The following is an 18,022-nucleotide window of genomic DNA, read 5'->3' as shown; positions in this document are numbered from 1 at the left end:
TCCAGTTGTTGATTGCAACTGGATTATTTTATACATGTATATCACTTTCAAACCTGTCAAAGAAACGAAGTAAATAATAATGAAAAGAGCATTCCCAATAGCCAAATTAGACTTTTGGGAATGCTCTTTAACATGCTATAAAACTTTTTTCACTTCTTGGTATTCTTCCTCTGAAAAAACCCGCGAGCGTGTGATGAAATGTTGGTCTTCCACGCTATCAAGTGAGAAATCCGGGCCTCGTCCTTCAGTTGCATCGATGATCAGTTGCGTGTGCTTCCAATAATCGTATTGGCTTTTATGCATGTAGAAGGGTACATCGCCAATCGCACCGAGATGGATGTCTGCATCCCCCAGTTGAAAATCTCCTTCTCTATAGCACATCGGAGAAGATCCATCACAACAGCCGCCGGATTGATAAAACATGATAGATCCATGTACTTTTTTAATAGAGTCTATTAATGTAAGTGCTTCGTTCGTTGCAATAACACGTTCTACCATGTTTGATCGTATCCTTTCGATTTAGAAGAATCCTTGAGCGTCTTTAGCGTAGCTTACTAATAGACATTTTGTTTGTTGATAGTGATCAAGCATCATTAGGTGGTTTTCACGGCCGATACCTGATAATTTGTATCCACCGAATGCTGCGCCAGCAGGATATTGGTGGTATGTGTTTGTCCAAACACGACCAGCTTCGATACCACGACCAGCACGGTAAGCGATATCTCCACTACGAGACCATACTCCAGCTCCTAAGCCGTAAAGAGTATCGTTTGCGATTTCCATTGCTTCATCGAAGTCTTTGAAAGTAGTAACAGCAAGTACTGGTCCAAAGATTTCTTCTTGGAAGATACGCATTTTATTGTTTCCTTTGAAAACAGTCGGTTTGATGTAGTTACCAGTTTCAAGTTCTCCATCAAATTTGTTTTCTTCTCCACCGATAAGTAATTCAGCGCCTTCTTCTTGTCCGAGCTTGATGTAAGAAAGGATTTTTTCTTTTTGTTGATTAGAAGCTTGAGCACCCATCATTACTTCAGTATCAAGTGGGTTACCAACTTTAATTTGTTTAACGCGTTCTAGTGCACGTTCCATGAATTTGTCATAGATTGATTCTTGGATAAGAGCACGTGAAGGACATGTACAGATTTCGCCTGAGTTCAATGCGAACATAACCATACCTTCGATTGCTTTATCTAGGTAAGCATCATCTTTATCCATTACATCTTCAAAGAATACGTTAGGTGATTTGCCACCAAGTTCAAGTGTTACAGGGATGATGTTTTCAGTTGCATATTGCATGATTTGGCGACCAACTGCAGTTGAACCAGTGAAAGCAATTTTAGCAATACGTGGGTTCGTAGCAAGTGGTTTACCAACTTCGATACCGAAACCATTAACGATGTTAAGAACACCAGCAGGGATGATATCTTGAATTAATTCAACCAACACCATGATAGAAGCTGGAGTTTGTTCAGCTGGTTTCATGACGATACAGTTACCAGCAGCTAGAGCTGGAGCGATTTTCCAAACAGCCATTAGGATTGGGAAATTCCAAGGGATGATTTGTCCAACAACACCAAGTGGCTCTTGGAAGTGGTATGCTACTGTATCATTATCTATTTGAGTTGTGCGTCCTTCTTGAGAACGAATGGCACTTGCAAAGTAACGGAAGTGATCGATTGCCAATGGAATATCGGCATTCAATGTTTCACGTACAGCTTTACCGTTGTCCCAAGTTTCTGCAACAGCGATCATTTCTAAGTTTTCTTCTAAACGGTCAGCGATTTTGTTTAAAATGCGAGCGCGTTCAGCAGGAGTAGTTTTTCCCCAAGCAGCTTTTGCAGCATGTGCAGCATCTAATGCCAATTCGATATCTTCAACAGTAGAACGAGCAGCTTTTGTGAATACTTTACCAGTTACTGGTGATTTATTTTCGAAATATTGGCCTTTAACGGGTGCAACCCATTCTCCACCAATAAAGTTATCGTATTTTTCTTTGAATTGTACGACAGAACCTTCTGTATTAGGATTAGCATAAATCATAGTTGTATTTCTCCCCTTTAATTGGTTTAGAAAACTAACCCCGATGAACACGATTGTATGAACAATGATAGGGAAATCATCCAGGTCTGCTTTCTATCTCTATAATCGTCTTTTTTCGACAAAAACACAAGCAATAAGAACTAGAAAAATAGATTACTAATAGCATTTTTGTAAAAATGTGGCTAATTTTTTAAAGGGAATCACCCTAATTATTCCATAATTTTCTCGATATTTCCTGTTCTTAGAAACACTGAAAAAAGAAAGTTATTTCGGAATATTTCCTATTATTCTTTAAAATGAGTGGCCGATTAATTCTCCGAAGGGACTGTCCATTGACGATTAAATCAGAGCCATCTAACTAGGAAAGCAAGGGGATTTCGGAAATAGTATCAGGAGCGTTAGGATTTCAATGAATGACAAATCGATTGAGTAGTAACCAACCTTCCTTTCCCTTAGCTTTTCTTATCTGGAAGAAACCATACGACAATAAGAAAACTTGAATGTAATCGAACTACCCATAAAGAATAACCAGTAAGTATCATGTGGATTTCTGCTTAATTAAAGGAAACAAAAAATACTTATACTGAATCAATACTTTTCTTATATAATGTTAAAGTGATTTGAAATGATTTTTTTACTTAAAGAATTATGATCGATCATACATATATAGGAGGGATACGGTATGAAGAAATTTGGATTTATCTTTTTAATGGTAATGATGGCGATGCTTGCAGCCTGCTCATCTGATGATGATAATGCATCGAAAAAAGATGAAGAGGGGGCATTGAAGGTCGATAAAGGCCTCCTAAATGTAGAAGTGACATTGCCTGCTTCATTCTTTGAAGGTGAGGACATCGATAGCGTCATTGCTGAAGCCAAAAAAGATGGTGTAAGTAAAGTGACGAAAAACGAGGACGGATCATTAACGTATAAAATGCCGAAGTCTAAGCATAAGGAAATGATGAAAGACTTAGAAAAGAATGCGGAAGAGACAATGGAAGAGATGAAGAATGGCAAAGATTATCCATCCATTAAAGAGGTCTCCCATAACAAGGCGTTTTCAAAGTTTACTTTAGAAGTGGATAAAGAAACATATGAGAATGGTTTCGACGGCTTTGCCGCCATGGGACTAGGCATAACTGGCATGTACTATCAAGTTTTTAATGGAGCAAGCCCGGATGAGTATAAAGTTACGATATCGGTTAAAGATGCGGCGACTCAAAAAGTCTTTGACGAAGTCGTCTACCCGGATGATTTAGAGGGTGAGGAAGAAGCCAAGTAACTTCCTGCGTGTTAAAAAAGTATGATATGAAGATAAGAGGCATGAGAGTACAGGAGAAATCCATACATCTCATGCCTTTTTACATATACAAAGGCTAATATCCGTATTTTTATATGAGGTCACCTAATTGATAATTATTTTGATTATTCACTTTTTAGTCAATATCAGCTAAATGTTGGATTTGCAACAAGCTGATAAAATTGATGGTTTGTTTAGTTAATCAATCATTTTATACTAAGTTTCACAACAGTTGTTGTAAATTTAAAAGAATTAGAGGTAATTATTATGACTAAGGTGTTATTAATTACAGCAAATCCAAATGATGAAAATCGTTCGGCTAGTATGGCAGCAGGAAAAGCATTTATTGAAACATATAAAGATACAAACCCAACGGATGAAATCGTGACCGTGGATTTATTTAAGGAAGAAATTCCAAATTTGGACGCAGATGTTTTCAGTGGTTGGGGAAAACTTCGTGCAGGACAGCCAATGGACGCTCTTTCAACTGAGGAATTAGCGAAAGTTAGTCGCTTAAACGAAATTCTCAATCAATTTGTTTCAGCAGATAAAATGATATTCGTAACGCCATTATGGAATTATTTATTCCCAGCAGTTCTGAAAGCATACATTGATGCCGTAGCTGTACCTGGTAAAACGTTTAAATATACAGAAAAAGGTTCTGAAGGCTTACTTCAAGGTAAGAAAGTGCTTCACATTCAAGCCCGTGGTGATTTTTATTCAGAAGGACATCCTCTAGCTCATTTAGAGCTAGGCAATCGCTATTTAAAACAATTGATGGCCATCATGGGCATTACTGAATTTGAAGGTTTATTTATAGAAGGTCATGATGCAATGCGAAATAAAGCGGAGGAAATTAAAGCAGCAGGCATCGAGCGTGCAAAGCAATTAGCCCAAACCTTCTAATCGTCTATTATCTTTATATTGCAATTCGTGGTTCATATGAATGGACCACGAATTGCTTATTTTTTTTCTGGAAATTCTTCTGTTATAATCGGGTCATTCAATTCATCCAACAAGTGTTAGAAATTATGAGAAGGTGGGTACGAATGAAAAAACAAGATCCACGAATCCAACGGACAAGGCAAAGTATCATGAATGGTTTTATGAGACTGATTAAACAAAAGGAATTTAGTGATATTACCATTGCTGATATTACACAAGAAGCAGAGATTAACCGTTCAACGTTTTACTATCATTTTATGGATAAATACGATTTAATCGATGAGATTCAAAGAGAAGTTCTTACGAAAGAAATTTTTAAAGAAGTAGCATTACAAGAAGACATCGATGAACAAACGATTATTATGTCGCTACAGGCTATTATGGGTTCTCAAATAAATTTATCGCTACAATGTCAACATGCTCTTGAAGAATTCAAATCGAAAATGGACCATGAAATTAAACAGCGATTGACGGAAACTCTGCAAGCCTTATTAGATAAAGAGCATGGCGTAAAGGAAGAACATTATTTACTTGCTACATTTTGGAGTTGGGGCATTTATGGTGTGGCAATGGCATGTGTAGAGGGGAAAGAAACTTTGCATACGGCGGTAAACCGTTTGACAACTATGATTTTAGGCTAGTGTGAAGGTCACCCATATAGAACGGGTTAAGAAAAGACAGAGGCAATCAAAAGATTCTTCAAGCCATCATTCACCGGATTTTCTCTTATGATGTTTTCTGATACAAAAAGAACTGTCCATGTCATGATGGGCAGTTCTTTTTGCATCATTCATAATTCCTTTCAATTACGAAATGGGAACGGTCTCCCCTGAAGTAGGTTTTGGAGTATTCGATGACGCTCTGGTCTACCTCGTACGTATGGGTTTCAAGCGAGAAACAGGGAGATCCATTGGGAATTTCCAGTTTTTCTGCAATGGACTCGTCGGCGAGGGCCAGTTCCAGATGTTCGATGGTCTTCAGGACTTTGAGATTGAACTGGTTTTTAAGCAGTCGGAATAGGGATGTTTCACAGGCCTTCATATCAAGACCGGGTGTTTTATGCCACGGTAGGTAGGCGACTTCGTATTGAAGGGGGACGGAATCTACATAACGCACCCGAACGAGTTTATTGATGGGATCACCAATATCAAGGTCGAATCGTTTGGCAAGGGATGCGTTTGCTTCAATGACAGTTAAACCCAAGACCTTGGTGGAGGGGTTTTTCCCCTGCATCATGACCTGATCGGAAAAGTTTTCAACTGTGCTGGTAAGTGTTTGGCGTACTTTATTTTCTGAAACGAAGGTTCCCTTACCTTGAATCCGGTACACATACCCTTCCACGGTAAGTTGTTGGAGGGCTGTTCGGACGGTCGTCCTGCTCACTTCGAATGATTTACAGAATTCTGCTTCGGTCGGTAATTTAGTGTTTGGCTGATAATCCCCATTCTTTATCATTTGAACGATGGATTCCTTTACGGCAGAATGAAGGGCTGTCACTTTATTCGTGGTTTTCAACATGCTTCCTCCTAGACATTTTTCGCTACTTCTAGAGTATATCTTGTTACAACAAGAATCAACTATAAAGTTATTTGTAGTAACAAATTTAAAATTTGTATTGAAATTAGATATAAATGACTATACAATGGAATATATAGGTAATGACCAATGTTCCACTCAAAAAGGAGGAGATACATTCGTAAAAGGTGAAATAAGAAAAGGAAGCACCTATTTACATCAAAAATACAGAATATTTAGAAATGAAAAGGGGAGAAATCTATGAATATCTTATTATGTTGTTCTGCGGGAATGTCTACGAGTTTACTAGTGACGAAAATGGAGAAAAGTGCGAAGGAACAAGGCATAGATTGCCACATATGGGCAGTGTCTTCTACTGAGGTGGACAGAGAAATGGATAAGGCAGATGTTGTTTTACTAGGGCCACAGGTTAGGTTCCTGCTTTCTAAGATGAAGCAAGCAGGCACAGCAAAAGGCATTCCAGTCGATACAATCAATCCGATGTTCTATGGTTTGTGCAACGGGGAAGAAGTGCTCAAACAAGCTGTTACTTTGATAAAAGGAGAATAAGGATATGATGACTTTCATTGATAAGTACATTATGCCGGCTGCAGTCAAGTTGGGGAATAACCGACATCTGTTGGCCATTCGTGACACGTTGATTGGAATGATAGCGATTACAATTATCGGATCGTTCGCGGTTTTATTGAATAATCTAGGGCAAATCATCAAGCCATACGGAAGAATGATGGAAGCCATTTTCGGTCCTACCTGGACGACGCTTGGCAATGACATTTCATTCGGTACCTTTGCATTCATGACCATTTTTGCCGTTTTCGGTATATCTTATAAACTTGCTAAATCTTATGGAGACGATGGATTCGAGGCGATGCTCATTTCGGCGGCCTGTTTCTTCTTATTGCTTCCACAGATGGGATTGGTCTCGCTGACGGTTGATAACAAAGTCGTATCAGGCGAGGCAGCTGGCTTCATCAGTACCAATTACTTTAATGCAACCGCTCTCTTTACGGGAATTGCCGTTTCCCTTATTGCGACGGAGATTTTTGTAAGGCTTTCCAAACTCAAATTCTTGGTGATCAACATGCCGGAGGGTGTACCTCCTGCAGTAGGGCGCTCGTTTGCCAAATTGATTCCAGGCATGGCAACCATTTTCATCATCGGGGTGTTCGGATTGCTTTTCCGTATCGCAACGAATGGCCAGATCGTGAATGACTGGTTAAGTAAAGTGATTGTATCTCCGATGCAAGGGGCCGTGGATTCACTGCCATTCGCCATCCTTCTTGTCTTTTTCGTTCATATTTTATGGATGGTGGGTCTTCATGGACCGAACATCCTTGGTGGAATCACGACACCGCTTTTTGAAAGTTCTGGCGTAAAGAATATTGATCTGTATGCAAAAGGCATTACAGATATGGACCAATATGGCGTCTTGGCCGGCTCGTTTCTTGATGCTTTTGTTTATCTAGGTGGATCGGGCGGAACGATGGGCTTGATCATTGCGATGATCATAGCCGGTAGAAGGCGGTATAAACAGATGATTGGGCTTGGTGGGGCCCCGGGACTTTTCCAAATCAACGAACCGATTCTTTTTGGGCTTCCCATCGTATTGAATCCAATCTGGTTGGTTCCATTCGTTCTAGGACCTATCATTACTACAGTCATTTCGTACTTAGCGGTGAGCAGCGGTCTGGTCTTCCCGATTGTAGCCAAAATCCCATGGGTGACCCCGCCGATTGTCGGAGGATTCTTGGCGACAGGTGGCCATGTTTCGGGGGCTGTCCTGGCAGGAATCAATCTCGTCATTTCAACCGTAATCTACTTGCCGTTCGTGTATGCCCAAGTGAAAATTGACTCGAAAAATAAAACGGAGCTTACAAAGGATTCGGAATCAGAATCAGTAAGTCTTTAAGAAAGAAGTGGGGAACATGGAAAAAGAAGAATTATATCAGTTATCTTTCCAACTTGTTTTACACAGTGGAAATGCACGGAGCTTTGCGATGGAAGCCTTGCAAGAAGCCAAGAAAAAAGATTTCGAAGCAGCCAGGCAGAAAATAGCGGAGGCGGAGACGGAATTATTGCAGGCACATAAATTTCAGACTCAGTTGATTCATGCGGAAGCGGGTGGCGAGAAATTAGATATCCCGATTATCCTGATACACGCACAGGATCATTTGATGACGGCGATGACTTTGAAGGATTTGGCGGTTGAAATGATTGAGATGAGAGAAGAGTTTCTTGGAGCCAACAAGATCAAGGAGGGGACAGCGGAATGAGTAAGGGGTTGAAAATCGTTACGATAGGCGGAGGTTCAAGTTATACGCCGGAACTGATTGAAGGATTCATTAAATATTACAAGGAGCTTCCTGTAAGTGAAATCTGGCTCGTGGATATAGAAGCTGGCAAGGAAAAGCTTGAAATCGTCGGCGGGCTGGCAAGACGGATGGTGGAAAAAGCGGGAGTGCCGATTGATATTCACTTAACGCTTGACCGTAAGAAAGCTCTAGAGGGTGCCGACTATGTCACGACCCAATTACGGGTCGGGCAGCTGGCTGCGAGGGCACTTGATGAGAAAATCCCGCTGAAGCATGGGGTCATCGGTCAGGAAACGAATGGACCAGGCGGGTTGTTCAAAGCATTTCGGACGATTCCTGTCATTCTTGACATCGCCCGGGAGATGGAAGAGATTTGCCCGAATGCCTGGTTGATCAATTTCACGAACCCTGCCGGCATGGTCACGGAAGCCGTTCTTCGTCATAGCAACATCACTAAAATCGTCGGTCTATGCAATGTGCCGATCGGGATGGAACGTGGTGTCGCCGAGTTGATGAAGGTGGAACCGGACCGGGTGCGGATTGATTTCGCCGGATTGAACCATATGGTATACGGGTTGGATGTATTCGTGGATGGAAAGAGCGTGAAAGAGGAAATTATCGATATGATTTCAGACCCGGATAAAGCGGTGACGATGAAGAATATCCATGCGATGGGATGGGAGCCAGAATTCCTTCGTGCATTGAATTTATTTCCTTGCCCATATCACAATTATTACTACAAAACGGGAGATATCCTGGCTCAAGAGCTGAAGGATGCAGAAAATGGGGAAACAAGGGCTGAGGTCGTACAAAAGCTGGAAACGGAACTATTTGAACTATATAAAGACGTCGATCTAGACATCAAGCCACCACAACTTGAAGAACGGGGCGGCGCTTACTACAGTGATGCCGCGGTTCGGTTGATCCATTCCATGTATACGGATAAACGTGATATACAGGCGGTCAATACGATGAATTATGGTGCGATTGAAGGCATCCCGTACGATTCAGCCGTTGAAGTGAGCTGTGTGATTACGAAGGATGGTCCAAAACCGATCACGGTAGGTGAATTACCGGTAGCCGTTCGCGGACTCGTCCAGCAAATTAAGTCCTTTGAAAGGGTGGCTATCGAGGCTGCCGTAACAGGCAACTATGATACGGCCTTGCTTGCGATGACCATCAACCCACTAGTTCCAAGTGACCGGGTGGGGAAATTGATTCTGGACGAAATGCTCTTGGCGCATAAGGAATTTTTGCTGCAGTTCTTCCGGAATAAGGAATTACAAGGAAGCTTTCATGATTGAAGTGCTGGTCAATGCTGATGATTTCGGGTTTTCACGGGCTGTGAATTACGGCATATTGAATAGCCACAAAAATGGAATAGTCAATTCGGCGACCATGATGATGAATGCAAAAGCGACCGATCATGCCATCAGAATTGCCAAAGATCATCGCACGCTTAAGGTGGGCATCCATCTTGTCCTGACATGGGGACGGCCGCTGCTACATGATGTGCCTAGCCTTGTAGACAGAGAGGGAAACTTCAAAAAGCAAGATGAGGTATATGGGAACCCGGGTAGTATTTCCTTGGAAGAGTTGGAGAGGGAATGGTCTGCCCAGATTGATAAATTCATCGATTTGGGGATGATGCCGACCCATTTTGACAGTCATCATCATGTCCATGCGATCCCGGCCTTTTGGCCGGTCGTGAAAAAGCTTTCCGCCCATTATGGGCTACCAGTCCGAAAAGCGGGACCCCATTTTCAGGACATTGAAACAGTGACCGATACATTCCTTGACGATTTTTATGGGGAAAAGGCGGCCGTCGATTACTTTCAAACCCTTAACGAGCGGATTAGTGAGGGCAAAAGCGTGGAGGTCATGACCCACCCAGCCTACCTGGATGATGATTTGCTCCAGCATTCCTCCTACAATCAAGAAAGGCTCAAGGAAACGGCCATCTTGATGAAAGCCACATTGCCAGAAGGATTCATTCTCCGGTAATGATCGGTTCAGGAAGGCCCATTAAGACAAAAAAAGCAATCGGTCTCAGTTTTCACTGAGGTCCGATTGCTTTTTTTTATACTTCTTTAACCACTACGGGTTTAACTTCGCCAACTACCAGCTTCTTGAATGCGAGGCTGACAACCATCATCACGATAAAGTTCACAGCCAAGGCGATGATTCCGACATTCAGATCCTTCGCCGCTTGTGGCAAGGATGGGAACAGCGTGCCGATTGTCGATTGGCTGATGGTGATGTAGGTGACGATGGCCAGTCCACAGATGATACCCGCTATTGCCCCATATTTATTGATAAAGTTCTTCTTTTTCAGGCTGAATAACAGGGACGGGAATAGTTGTGTAATGAAGCTATATCCCATCAAGATCAAAGCAGACATCGTTTCTCCGCCGTTTAAGGTGAAGTAAACGGATATGAGTGCAATCACGGGAACGAGTAACTTGGCCAAACGTACCACATGCCGGTCTGATGCTCCAGGATGGAGTTCCTTATAGACATTTTTCGCTAGGAGCGTAGAGACGCTCATCAACAGCATCGATCCTGGCACTAATGCCGTCAACATGCCAGCCGCACCGATGACTCCTATAAACCATGGATCAAAGGTCTGTATCGCAAGGCGCAATAAGGAAAGGTCCGCATCGGCACCTTCCAGTCCCGGCACTTTCAAAATCGCTGCAAATCCTACAAAAAAGACAAATAGTAACATGAGCGTATACAGTGGACTGATGATGGCATTTTTACGAAATGTTTTTCCGCTCCGGGCCGTATAGACGGCACTGAATACTTGGGGCCACATGTAAAAACCAAATACGAGCAAGATGACGGTCGAGATGAACCATGAAACGCTAAGACCTTGTTCTGGCAGCGTCAGGAAACCTGGTTTGGCGGCATTTATGGTCTCAAACATCGGTTGAAGACCACCAAAGTAATGAATCGGAAGATAAATGCCCAGGAATGCGATGATGACGATCATCATGATGTCCTTGATGACGGCTGTCCAGGCTGATCCATGAATGCCTGAAATCATGACATAAATGGTCAGGCTGATAGCTCCAAGCCACACAGCGGTGGACATGGAAATGGCGCCATATGATGCTTCGGAAACAATGATCCCTAAGCCTTTGAGCTGTACGACGACGACCGGAATCATCGATACCACGCCGACAAGGGCAGCAAGAATCCCTAGAGTTGGGCTCTTGTATTTGCTTACGAAGAAATCGGATTGTGACATAAGCCGATTTTCTTTTGCGTATTTCCAAATGGCCGGAAGTAGCCAATAGGATAATACATAAGACAAGGTAATATAAATGAGGACGTATAAAGCGGGCGCACCCTTTCCATAAGCCCAGCCGCTTCCTCCAAGGAAGGAGAAGGTTGTGTAAATTTCCCCTGCCATCAATAGAAAGACGAATATGGCGCCAAAACCGCGGCCGCCCACCGTCCATTGTTCCAGGTTCATGTCTTTTCCTTTTGTCGAACGGATCCCAAGAAAAATCGATAAAAGTAAAAATGCTAAAATAATGATAAGAGCAATATTCATTCTTCTTCACCTTCCCGGTTCCTAGGATCCAACTTATACATGACGGCTAGAGTGACGGAAGTGAGCACGACCCACATCGCCATCCAAAACATATAAAAAGGCATCCCCAATACATAAGGTTCTACTTTATTAACAAAAGGAAGAAACCCTAATATGCCGATAAAAGGAACGAGTGTAAGAATATATAATACTTTCATGAAGCAACCCCTCCATTCTAAATACGTTTCACAGATTATGATGTTTTTCTAAAAAAATGTTTCCGTAATACCTAGTACCTTACACTAATTCGATAAAAAAATTAATAGTGTGGCAGAAAAAAATATTCGTCACGCTTCATTTTACTCTCTCATTTAATCACAGGAAAATGGGATAGGAAGGTAGACTTCCGTATCCCAAAATTCCTCGTTCATTTTTTTCGATAGTTATATATGACAACTAAAAGAATGAACCAAAGCGGTGTCAGCAATAATGACGGCCTGGTCGCTTCAGCAAACAGCATGACGATCAAGATGAAGACAAACAGCCCTAAGATTACATAGTTGATGAAAGGTGTTAAGGGAGCCTTGAAAGTGGACGTAGCCCTTAAGTCCGGCCGTTTTTTCGTATACCGGATATGGGAAATCAAGATGATGCTCCAGACCCATAGGAAGCAGATCGCACTAATCGTTGTCACGATGGTGAAAGCTTGCTCCGGTATGATTTTACTTAATAATGCCCCAATGGAGACGACGATGGTGGACGTAACCAATGCATTACTCGGAACAGCACGTTTATTTAATTTCTTAAGTTTAGCAGGTGCTTCGTTATTGTTGCTCAAGGTATAAAGCATGCGGCTTGTTGAAAACAATCCACTATTCCCGGCAGAAGCGGCAGATGTCAACACGACGAAATTGATAATCCCTGCAGCAACCGGAATCCCGATCAAGGCGAAGACCTCCACGAATGGGCTGCTTGCGGCATCGAGCTGTGTCCATGGATTGACGCAAAGGATGACGGTGATGGCACCGATATAGAAAAGCAATATCCGGACAGGGATCTTATTGATCGCTGACGGGATATTTTTTTTCGGATTGGCGGTTTCGGCCGCTGTCACCCCAATGATTTCGACACCAACAAAGGAGAAGACGACTAGCTGTAGGGAAAGCAAAAAGCCGGATGCGCCGTTCGGGAACATGCCCCCATGACTCCAAAGGTTGTTGAGGGAAACGGTTCCTGTATCGGTTTGGAAACCAATGATGAGTAAGACGATTCCCACAACGATCAAGGCGACGATCGTGATGACTTTAATGAGGGAGAACCAGAACTCCAATTCTCCGAATAGCTTCACGGTCAACAAATTCAATCCTAGTAGAATCACCAAGCAGGCAAGTGCAGGGATCCATTGCGGAATGTCGAACCAATATTGCATATAGACCCCGACAGCGATGATATCGGCCATGGCCGTCATGATCCAACAGAACCAGTAGGTCCAGCCAGTCACGAAACCAGCCCACGGTCCGATGTATTCCGTGGCGAATTCGGTGAATGAGGAATATCCCGCGTTGGACAACAGCAATTCCCCTAAAGCCCTCATGACGAAAAACAAGGCAATCCCGATAATCAGATACGAAAAGATAATGGAGGGTCCCGCCAACTGTATGGCTTTTCCGGATCCCAAAAATAACCCGGTCCCGATGGTTCCTCCTATGGCGATGAGTTGTACATGTCGATTTTTCAAATCCCTTTTCAATTCTTGTTTAGCCAATTTGTGCGCCCCCGTTGTTATAATTCTTGAATGTGAAGTGCATGGTCCGTTGATTCCAATCGATCACCAGGGCAATGAATCTGTCCAGTTTAGTAGCGATTTCACTTCGTTTTTTTAGTGATGATTGAAAAAAGACAATAAAAAAAGAGATTGGAAGCTACCAATCTCGAAAGGTTAAAGAATAACAAATATTCGTTACTCTTCTGTCCTTTTGCCTGAGATTGTGAATCCTTCGGCGCTGCACGTGTGTACAGTCTCTCCAGAAGCTGCTCCTGCTATAGTGTGATCCATAGCATTCATCGCTTGCTTAGTATGTGGTTGTCAATAAATGGCCACTGTTAAAGATGAAATTCTTTTTAGCAACTCATTTACTCTTTTAAAATAATAATGGAATTCTATCACTATTTTGATTTTGGGTCAAAGGGATATATTGTAAATGTGGTGGGGGTGAATCTATATGCTAACTTTGATGCCAAGAAACGATGCGAACCCCGAATCAGTTTGATAAGGACATTTTTTCATAGTCCCTTTTAAGAATGGCCATGATGATTTCGTCCGAATATTTTCCGTTGAAGTATAAAGACTCTCGTAAAATCCCCTCTTTGATAAAGCCAACTTTTTCATAGGCTCTTATTCCACGTAAATTATGGCTGAATACTTCCAGTTGCAGACGATTTAAAGCCAATTCTTCAAAAACAAATGCTAAAACAAGTCGGATAGCTTCTGTACCATACCCTTTACCCGTTAATTCAATGGCATTCATCGAAATTCTAAATCCTGCCTTTTTGTCCTCTTCGTCCATATCAGAGATGGATAATTCCCCGATCATTCGATCGCTTTCGTTTAAGCAAATGGCTAGATCATGGCGTGATAGATCTTCACGTACATTCTTTATATGACATTGAAGCTGCTCTAAAGTGAATATAGATTTTGTTCCTGTCATATACCGTATCTCCTCATCCTTTGTATTTTCTAAAAGGATAGGTGCATCCGATTCTTTTAAATAACGGAGATAGATTCTTTCTCCTATTAATTTCATTTTCTTTTCACCTCCGTCGATACTTACTATCAATAGTACATAGGATTCCTTCACCCGTATAGGGAAAGAACCATTACCACTCATGTCCTCCTATCCATTACTTCTAGAAGGCCAAAAGTGTTTTTCCTAAAAGTACATTTGTATTTCTACGGAATATTTATTATTATAAGATAAGGAAATGCTTTTGTGGGTAGAGTACTTTAGGAAGCATTGTAAATCTATTAAATTACTTATCTTAAATAAGGATTAGAGAATCGTCATTTTATGCTTGTACATCTGGGGGAGTTATCATGTCAAATAAAGAATTAACTAGAGGGCTGGAGGCACGTCATATTCAGATGATTGCCTTGGGCGGTACGATCGGTGTTGGGTTATTTATGGGATCTGCCAGCACAATTAAGTGGACCGGCCCCTCTGTCATGCTGGCGTATGCCATCGCGGGACTTTTTATCTTTTTTATCATGCGTTCGATGGGGGAAATGCTGTACCTGGAGCCTACTACGGGCTCATTCGCAACGTTTGCGAGTGATTATATCCATCCATTGGCAGGATTTGTAACTGCTTGGAGCAACTGGTTCCTATGGGTGTTGGTCGGCATGTCTGAAATCATTGCCGTAGGATTATATATGAATTTTTGGTTCCCTGAACTGCCGGCTTGGATTCCGGGAGTGGTGGCCATGGTCATCCTTGGCGCCGCTAACCTCATTTCCGTCAAATCCTTCGGTGAATTCGAATTCTGGTTTGCACTGATCAAGATCGTTACCATCATCTTGATGATCATTGCCGGTCTAGGTCTTATCTTTTTCGGGATAGGGAATGGTGGGGAGGCAATCGGCCTTTCCAACCTATGGGCTAATGGCGGTTTCTTTACGGGGGGATGGAAAGGTTTCTTCTTTGCCCTTTCCCTTGTTGTGGCATCTTATCAAGGCGTTGAACTTATCGGGATCACTGCAGGTGAAGCAAAGGATCCGAAGAGGACCATTACTAAAGCGATCCAAACGATCATTTGGCGTATATTAATCTTCTATATCGGCGCGATTTTTGTCATCGTCACGGTATTTCCTTGGAATCAATTAGATGAACTTGGAAGCCCGTTTGTATCGACCTTTGCCAAAATAGGCGTTACCGCAGCCGCGGGCATCATCAACTTTGTCGTGATCACGGCGGCGATGTCAGGATGCAATAGTGGGATTTTCAGTGCAGGGCGCATGCTTTATACCCTTGCCTTGAACGGGCAAGCGCCAAAAATCTTTGCAAAAATATCGAAAAGCGGAGTGCCGGCCTATTGTACAATCGCTGTCATGTTGGGCTTGGCCATTGGTGTTGTCCTGAACTACCTGGCTCCACCGGAAATATTCCTGTATGTGTACAGTGCAAGTGTGCTGCCCGGGATGATTCCATGGTTCGTGATTCTTATTAGTGAGCTTAGGTTCAGGAAGGTACGAGCTGAGGAAATGAAAAACCATCCATTCAAAATGCCTTTTGCCCCGTATACCAACTATGCAACGATTGCATTCTTACTATTGGTATTGGTCGGCATGTGGTTTAACCCGAGTACGCGACTCTCCTTGATTGTGGGCATCGTTTTCCTAGCAATCGTTGTAGCCTGTTACTACCTACTGAAAATGGATAAGCGGGTACCGTTAGACGTGAAGGCGAAAGAGGATGTATCTGCGTAATATAGAGTGTCGGAAAAAGTTATGCTTCGTGCATAGCTTTTTTTGTTTGACCGATATATGTAGGGGATTGACCGATAAAAGTGGCCAGTTGACCGATAAACCTTCCAACTTGACCGATAAAATGAGAAATTGACTGATATATGTAATTTATTGTAATGTTGGGCGCTTGAATATAAGATGAAGAGAAGAAATATACATAAAAGAAGGTGATTCGATTGAGAAAAGTGGAGAGGATTTTTAGCATTAATTCTCTGGTTAAGGAATTATGGGAAAGTCAGCCGGATATGAGATTCCTTCAATTGTTGGATTGGATAGAATCGGAGTACTCGAAACAGAATGGGGGATTTGGGCAAGGAAATTTGTTCAAACGGGATTCATATCAAGCCGAGGAGCCTTTTTCTTATATCGATTTATTTTATCTTGAGGACGAGCTGTTAGAGCAGTTTTTATTGCAGTTGGTAAAGGATACTAAGACTAGGCTTAGGCTTGAGAAGGTTCAGGCTGAAAAAGGGAGTAAACATTGGATTCAGCAATTCGTAAATAACAGGCAAGGGGAATTGAACCATCTTATTTTGATGAGTTCGCCTTCCTTGCTGACTTTCCTTGCTAAAGAGCGGTCCATCCAGTGGAAGTCCCCATTGCGGGAAACGGGTTACCAAGAATACAGAAATGAATTTTTGGAGCTTGAAAGTGTGAGGCGGGGCAGACGAATCGAGCTGGAGAAATATTGGCCAAGGATGGGGCCGCAATGGGATGGATATGCCACGGTGGCAGGGAAAGATGGTCAAAAAGGGTTTTTGCTAGTGGAAGCGAAGGCCCATTTGAAAGAAATGACTTCATCGATACGGGCAAAGGATCTGGACAGTAGATTCCTGATAGAGAGTACCATGAAGGAAACGATGGAGGCGATGGGTTCCCGGGCCCCTATGGAAGTCTGGCTGAACCGTTATTATCAGTTGGCGAATCGTTTGGCTTTTTTATATATATTGAATGAGAAAATGGGGATTCCAACGTGGCTGGTCCTTGTGAATTTTCTTAAAGATGATACCCATATACCTACCGGTTCTGTGGAATGGGTAGAACATTACCAAGAAGTTTTTAGCGAAATGGACATTACATCCGAATCGAATCCATTATTTGATAAGATCGTCACGGTCTATCCAAGTTGTAATTGATATGTGGAAAACTTAGGGAGAGCTTAATCCTCGGCTCTCTCTTTTAATTGGTACTTATTGACAATGGTAAAAATATGAATTATACTTTTAATTAACCAGTGGTCAACAAGGAGGATATCATGTCACCAAGAAAATCCGTTACACAGGAATTAACACGGGAAATGATAATGGACGCAGCACGGGATCTCTTTGTGGCGAAAGGGTATCAGCATGTTTCCATGAGGCAGATTGCGAAAGAATTAGGGTACAGCCATGGTGCTCTTTACTATCATTTCAAGAATAAAGCGGAGTTGTTTTACGCGTTAGTGGAAGAACATTTCGCCATGCTCGATCAAAAACTGGATGATGTGATGCACCAAGCCATCCCAAATGGGGAAAAGCTAGAGAACATTCTTTTGGGCTTCATTGAATTCGGGCTGACCCATCAAAGCCATTATGAAATCATGTTTTTGATCAAGGACGAAGAAGTACAGAACTTCATCAATCAAGGGCCACACAAAACCTATGAAAAATTCGCCCAGATTATTTTCACTTTATGTGAGAACAAAGTCTCCATCCAGCATATTTACAGCATCTTTTTATCCTTGCATGGTTTTGTCACGCATTATTGCCGTCATGTCACGACGTATGAGGAAGTAAAGAATCTAGCTGTGTTGCACGTGAAATTTTTAACAAAATCAATTAGCTGAT

Annotated in this window: 18 protein-coding genes and 1 riboswitch; of the genes, 11 read left to right on the top strand and 7 right to left on the bottom strand. The window is 42.2% G+C overall.

Features of this window, described 5'->3' with window-relative positions; translation table 11 throughout:
* Positions 1 to 135 precede the first annotated feature (135 nt).
* Both ACIQXU_RS10415 and exaC read right to left on the bottom strand, forming a co-directional pair.
* Positions 136 to 498: a DUF779 domain-containing protein gene (locus ACIQXU_RS10415; protein WP_402988992.1), complete on the bottom strand. Its 363-nt coding sequence runs from the start codon at positions 496 to 498 to the stop codon at positions 136 to 138.
* Between the two features lie 21 nt (positions 499 to 519).
* Positions 520 to 2,040: an acetaldehyde dehydrogenase ExaC gene (gene exaC / locus ACIQXU_RS10410; protein ID WP_402871640.1), complete on the bottom strand. Its 1,521-nt coding sequence runs from the start codon at positions 2,038 to 2,040 to the stop codon at positions 520 to 522.
* Positions 2,041 to 2,722: 682 nt separating this feature from the next.
* Here exaC and ACIQXU_RS10405 point away from each other — a divergent pair.
* The 3 genes from ACIQXU_RS10405 (at position 2,723) to ACIQXU_RS10395 (ending at position 4,926) form a co-directional block, all read left to right on the top strand.
* Positions 2,723 to 3,322: a hypothetical protein gene (locus tag ACIQXU_RS10405; RefSeq protein ID WP_402988989.1), complete on the top strand. Its 600-nt coding sequence runs from the start codon at positions 2,723 to 2,725 to the stop codon at positions 3,320 to 3,322.
* 285 nt (positions 3,323 to 3,607) lie between these two features.
* A complete protein-coding gene (locus tag ACIQXU_RS10400; RefSeq protein ID WP_402988986.1) occupies positions 3,608 to 4,246 on the top strand; it encodes an FMN-dependent NADH-azoreductase in 639 nt (212 codons plus the stop codon).
* A gap of 143 nt (positions 4,247 to 4,389) precedes the next feature.
* Positions 4,390 to 4,926: a TetR/AcrR family transcriptional regulator gene (locus tag ACIQXU_RS10395; RefSeq protein ID WP_402988983.1), complete on the top strand. Its 537-nt coding sequence runs from the start codon at positions 4,390 to 4,392 to the stop codon at positions 4,924 to 4,926.
* 145 nt (positions 4,927 to 5,071) lie between these two features.
* Here the strand turns inward: ACIQXU_RS10395 and ACIQXU_RS10390 are convergent, their stop codons facing one another.
* Positions 5,072 to 5,800, bottom strand: a complete 729-nt coding sequence (locus ACIQXU_RS10390) for a GntR family transcriptional regulator (protein ID WP_402988981.1) — start codon at positions 5,798 to 5,800, stop codon at positions 5,072 to 5,074.
* A gap of 261 nt (positions 5,801 to 6,061) precedes the next feature.
* Here ACIQXU_RS10390 and ACIQXU_RS10385 point away from each other — a divergent pair, with 261 nt between their 5' ends.
* From ACIQXU_RS10385 to chbG, 5 genes are read left to right on the top strand one after another with little or no spacing between them, the layout of a single operon-like run.
* Positions 6,062 to 6,370, top strand: a complete 309-nt coding sequence (locus ACIQXU_RS10385) for a PTS sugar transporter subunit IIB (RefSeq protein WP_402988978.1) — start codon at positions 6,062 to 6,064, stop codon at positions 6,368 to 6,370.
* Between the two features lie 4 nt (positions 6,371 to 6,374).
* Entirely contained in the window at positions 6,375 to 7,730 is a 1,356-nt protein-coding gene (locus tag ACIQXU_RS10380) for a PTS sugar transporter subunit IIC (protein WP_402871622.1), read from the top strand.
* Positions 7,731 to 7,746: 16 nt separating this feature from the next.
* On the top strand, positions 7,747 to 8,094 hold the full coding sequence (locus ACIQXU_RS10375) for a PTS sugar transporter subunit IIA (RefSeq protein WP_402871619.1): 348 nt from the start codon (positions 7,747 to 7,749) through the stop codon (positions 8,092 to 8,094).
* Positions 8,091 to 9,437: a 6-phospho-beta-glucosidase gene (locus ACIQXU_RS10370; protein WP_402988975.1), complete on the top strand. Its 1,347-nt coding sequence runs from the start codon at positions 8,091 to 8,093 to the stop codon at positions 9,435 to 9,437. The genes ACIQXU_RS10375 and ACIQXU_RS10370 overlap by 4 nt, the downstream gene beginning before the upstream one ends.
* A complete protein-coding gene (gene chbG / locus ACIQXU_RS10365) occupies positions 9,430 to 10,137 on the top strand; it encodes a chitin disaccharide deacetylase (protein ID WP_402871614.1) in 708 nt (235 codons plus the stop codon). The genes ACIQXU_RS10370 and chbG overlap by 8 nt, the downstream gene beginning before the upstream one ends.
* A 76-nt stretch (positions 10,138 to 10,213) precedes the next feature.
* Here chbG and ACIQXU_RS10360 read toward each other — a convergent pair whose 3' ends face one another.
* The 4 genes from ACIQXU_RS10360 to ACIQXU_RS10345 form a co-directional block, all read right to left on the bottom strand.
* A complete protein-coding gene (locus ACIQXU_RS10360) occupies positions 10,214 to 11,695 on the bottom strand; it encodes a sodium:solute symporter family protein (protein WP_402871611.1) in 1,482 nt (493 codons plus the stop codon).
* Positions 11,692 to 11,892, bottom strand: coding sequence for a DUF3311 domain-containing protein (locus ACIQXU_RS10355; protein ID WP_402871609.1), 201 nt, complete (start codon positions 11,890 to 11,892; stop codon positions 11,692 to 11,694). Before ACIQXU_RS10355 ends, ACIQXU_RS10360 begins: the two co-directional genes overlap by 4 nt.
* Before the next feature lie 209 nt (positions 11,893 to 12,101).
* Complete coding sequence (locus tag ACIQXU_RS10350) at positions 12,102 to 13,439, bottom strand: amino acid permease (RefSeq protein WP_402988972.1); 1,338 nt, start codon at positions 13,437 to 13,439, stop codon at positions 12,102 to 12,104.
* A gap of 193 nt (positions 13,440 to 13,632) precedes the next feature.
* A riboswitch (glycine riboswitch) is annotated at positions 13,633 to 13,712 on the bottom strand.
* Positions 13,713 to 13,935: 223 nt separating this feature from the next.
* The gene (locus ACIQXU_RS10345; RefSeq protein ID WP_402989389.1) at positions 13,936 to 14,478 is read right to left on the bottom strand and encodes a GNAT family N-acetyltransferase; all 543 of its coding nucleotides are present in this window, start codon (positions 14,476 to 14,478) and stop codon (positions 13,936 to 13,938) included.
* A gap of 290 nt (positions 14,479 to 14,768) precedes the next feature.
* On the opposite strand from ACIQXU_RS10345, the gene ACIQXU_RS10340 reads away from it, so the two are divergent.
* From ACIQXU_RS10340 to ACIQXU_RS10330, 3 genes are all read left to right on the top strand, one after another.
* Positions 14,769 to 16,157, top strand: coding sequence for an amino acid permease (locus ACIQXU_RS10340; protein WP_402988970.1), 1,389 nt, complete (start codon positions 14,769 to 14,771; stop codon positions 16,155 to 16,157).
* Positions 16,158 to 16,372: 215 nt separating this feature from the next.
* Entirely contained in the window at positions 16,373 to 17,332 is a 960-nt protein-coding gene (locus ACIQXU_RS10335; protein ID WP_402988967.1) for a hypothetical protein, read from the top strand.
* Positions 17,333 to 17,451: 119 nt separating this feature from the next.
* Positions 17,452 to 18,021 (top strand): TetR/AcrR family transcriptional regulator, encoded by a 570-nt coding sequence (locus ACIQXU_RS10330; RefSeq protein WP_402988964.1) that lies wholly within the window; start codon positions 17,452 to 17,454, stop codon positions 18,019 to 18,021.
* Position 18,022 lies beyond the last annotated feature (1 nt).

Source organism: Peribacillus sp. NPDC097284 (genome assembly GCF_044761765.1).
GTDB lineage: Bacteria > Bacillota > Bacilli > Bacillales > DSM-1321 > Peribacillus.
The sequence above is the reverse complement of the archived record's forward strand: the minus strand, read 5'-3'. Positions and strand labels throughout refer to the sequence as shown.

Bases quoted from the DNA above. Each gene is read 5' to 3' on its own strand.
- ACIQXU_RS10400 (WP_402988986.1), top strand. From the start codon at position 3,608: ATGACTAAGGTGTTATTAATTACAGCAAATCCAAATGATGAAAATCGT.
- ACIQXU_RS10340 (WP_402988970.1), top strand. From the start codon at position 14,769: ATGTCAAATAAAGAATTAACTAGAGGGCTGGAGGCACGTCATATTCAG.
- ACIQXU_RS10330 (WP_402988964.1), top strand. From the start codon at position 17,452: ATGTCACCAAGAAAATCCGTTACACAGGAATTAACACGGGAAATGATA.
- exaC (WP_402871640.1), bottom strand. From the start codon at position 2,040: ATGATTTATGCTAATCCTAATACAGAAGGTTCTGTCGTACAATTCAAA.
- ACIQXU_RS10360 (WP_402871611.1), bottom strand. From the start codon at position 11,695: ATGAATATTGCTCTTATCATTATTTTAGCATTTTTACTTTTATCGATT.
- ACIQXU_RS10385 (WP_402988978.1), top strand. From the start codon at position 6,062: ATGAATATCTTATTATGTTGTTCTGCGGGAATGTCTACGAGTTTACTA.
- ACIQXU_RS10345 (WP_402989389.1), bottom strand. From the start codon at position 14,478: ATGAAATTAATAGGAGAAAGAATCTATCTCCGTTATTTAAAAGAATCG.
- ACIQXU_RS10405 (WP_402988989.1), top strand. From the start codon at position 2,723: ATGAAGAAATTTGGATTTATCTTTTTAATGGTAATGATGGCGATGCTT.
- chbG (WP_402871614.1), top strand. From the start codon at position 9,430: ATGATTGAAGTGCTGGTCAATGCTGATGATTTCGGGTTTTCACGGGCT.
- ACIQXU_RS10375 (WP_402871619.1), top strand. From the start codon at position 7,747: ATGGAAAAAGAAGAATTATATCAGTTATCTTTCCAACTTGTTTTACAC.
- ACIQXU_RS10395 (WP_402988983.1), top strand. From the start codon at position 4,390: ATGAAAAAACAAGATCCACGAATCCAACGGACAAGGCAAAGTATCATG.
- ACIQXU_RS10370 (WP_402988975.1), top strand. From the start codon at position 8,091: ATGAGTAAGGGGTTGAAAATCGTTACGATAGGCGGAGGTTCAAGTTAT.
- ACIQXU_RS10415 (WP_402988992.1), bottom strand. From the start codon at position 498: ATGGTAGAACGTGTTATTGCAACGAACGAAGCACTTACATTAATAGAC.
- ACIQXU_RS10355 (WP_402871609.1), bottom strand. From the start codon at position 11,892: ATGAAAGTATTATATATTCTTACACTCGTTCCTTTTATCGGCATATTA.
- ACIQXU_RS10380 (WP_402871622.1), top strand. From the start codon at position 6,375: ATGATGACTTTCATTGATAAGTACATTATGCCGGCTGCAGTCAAGTTG.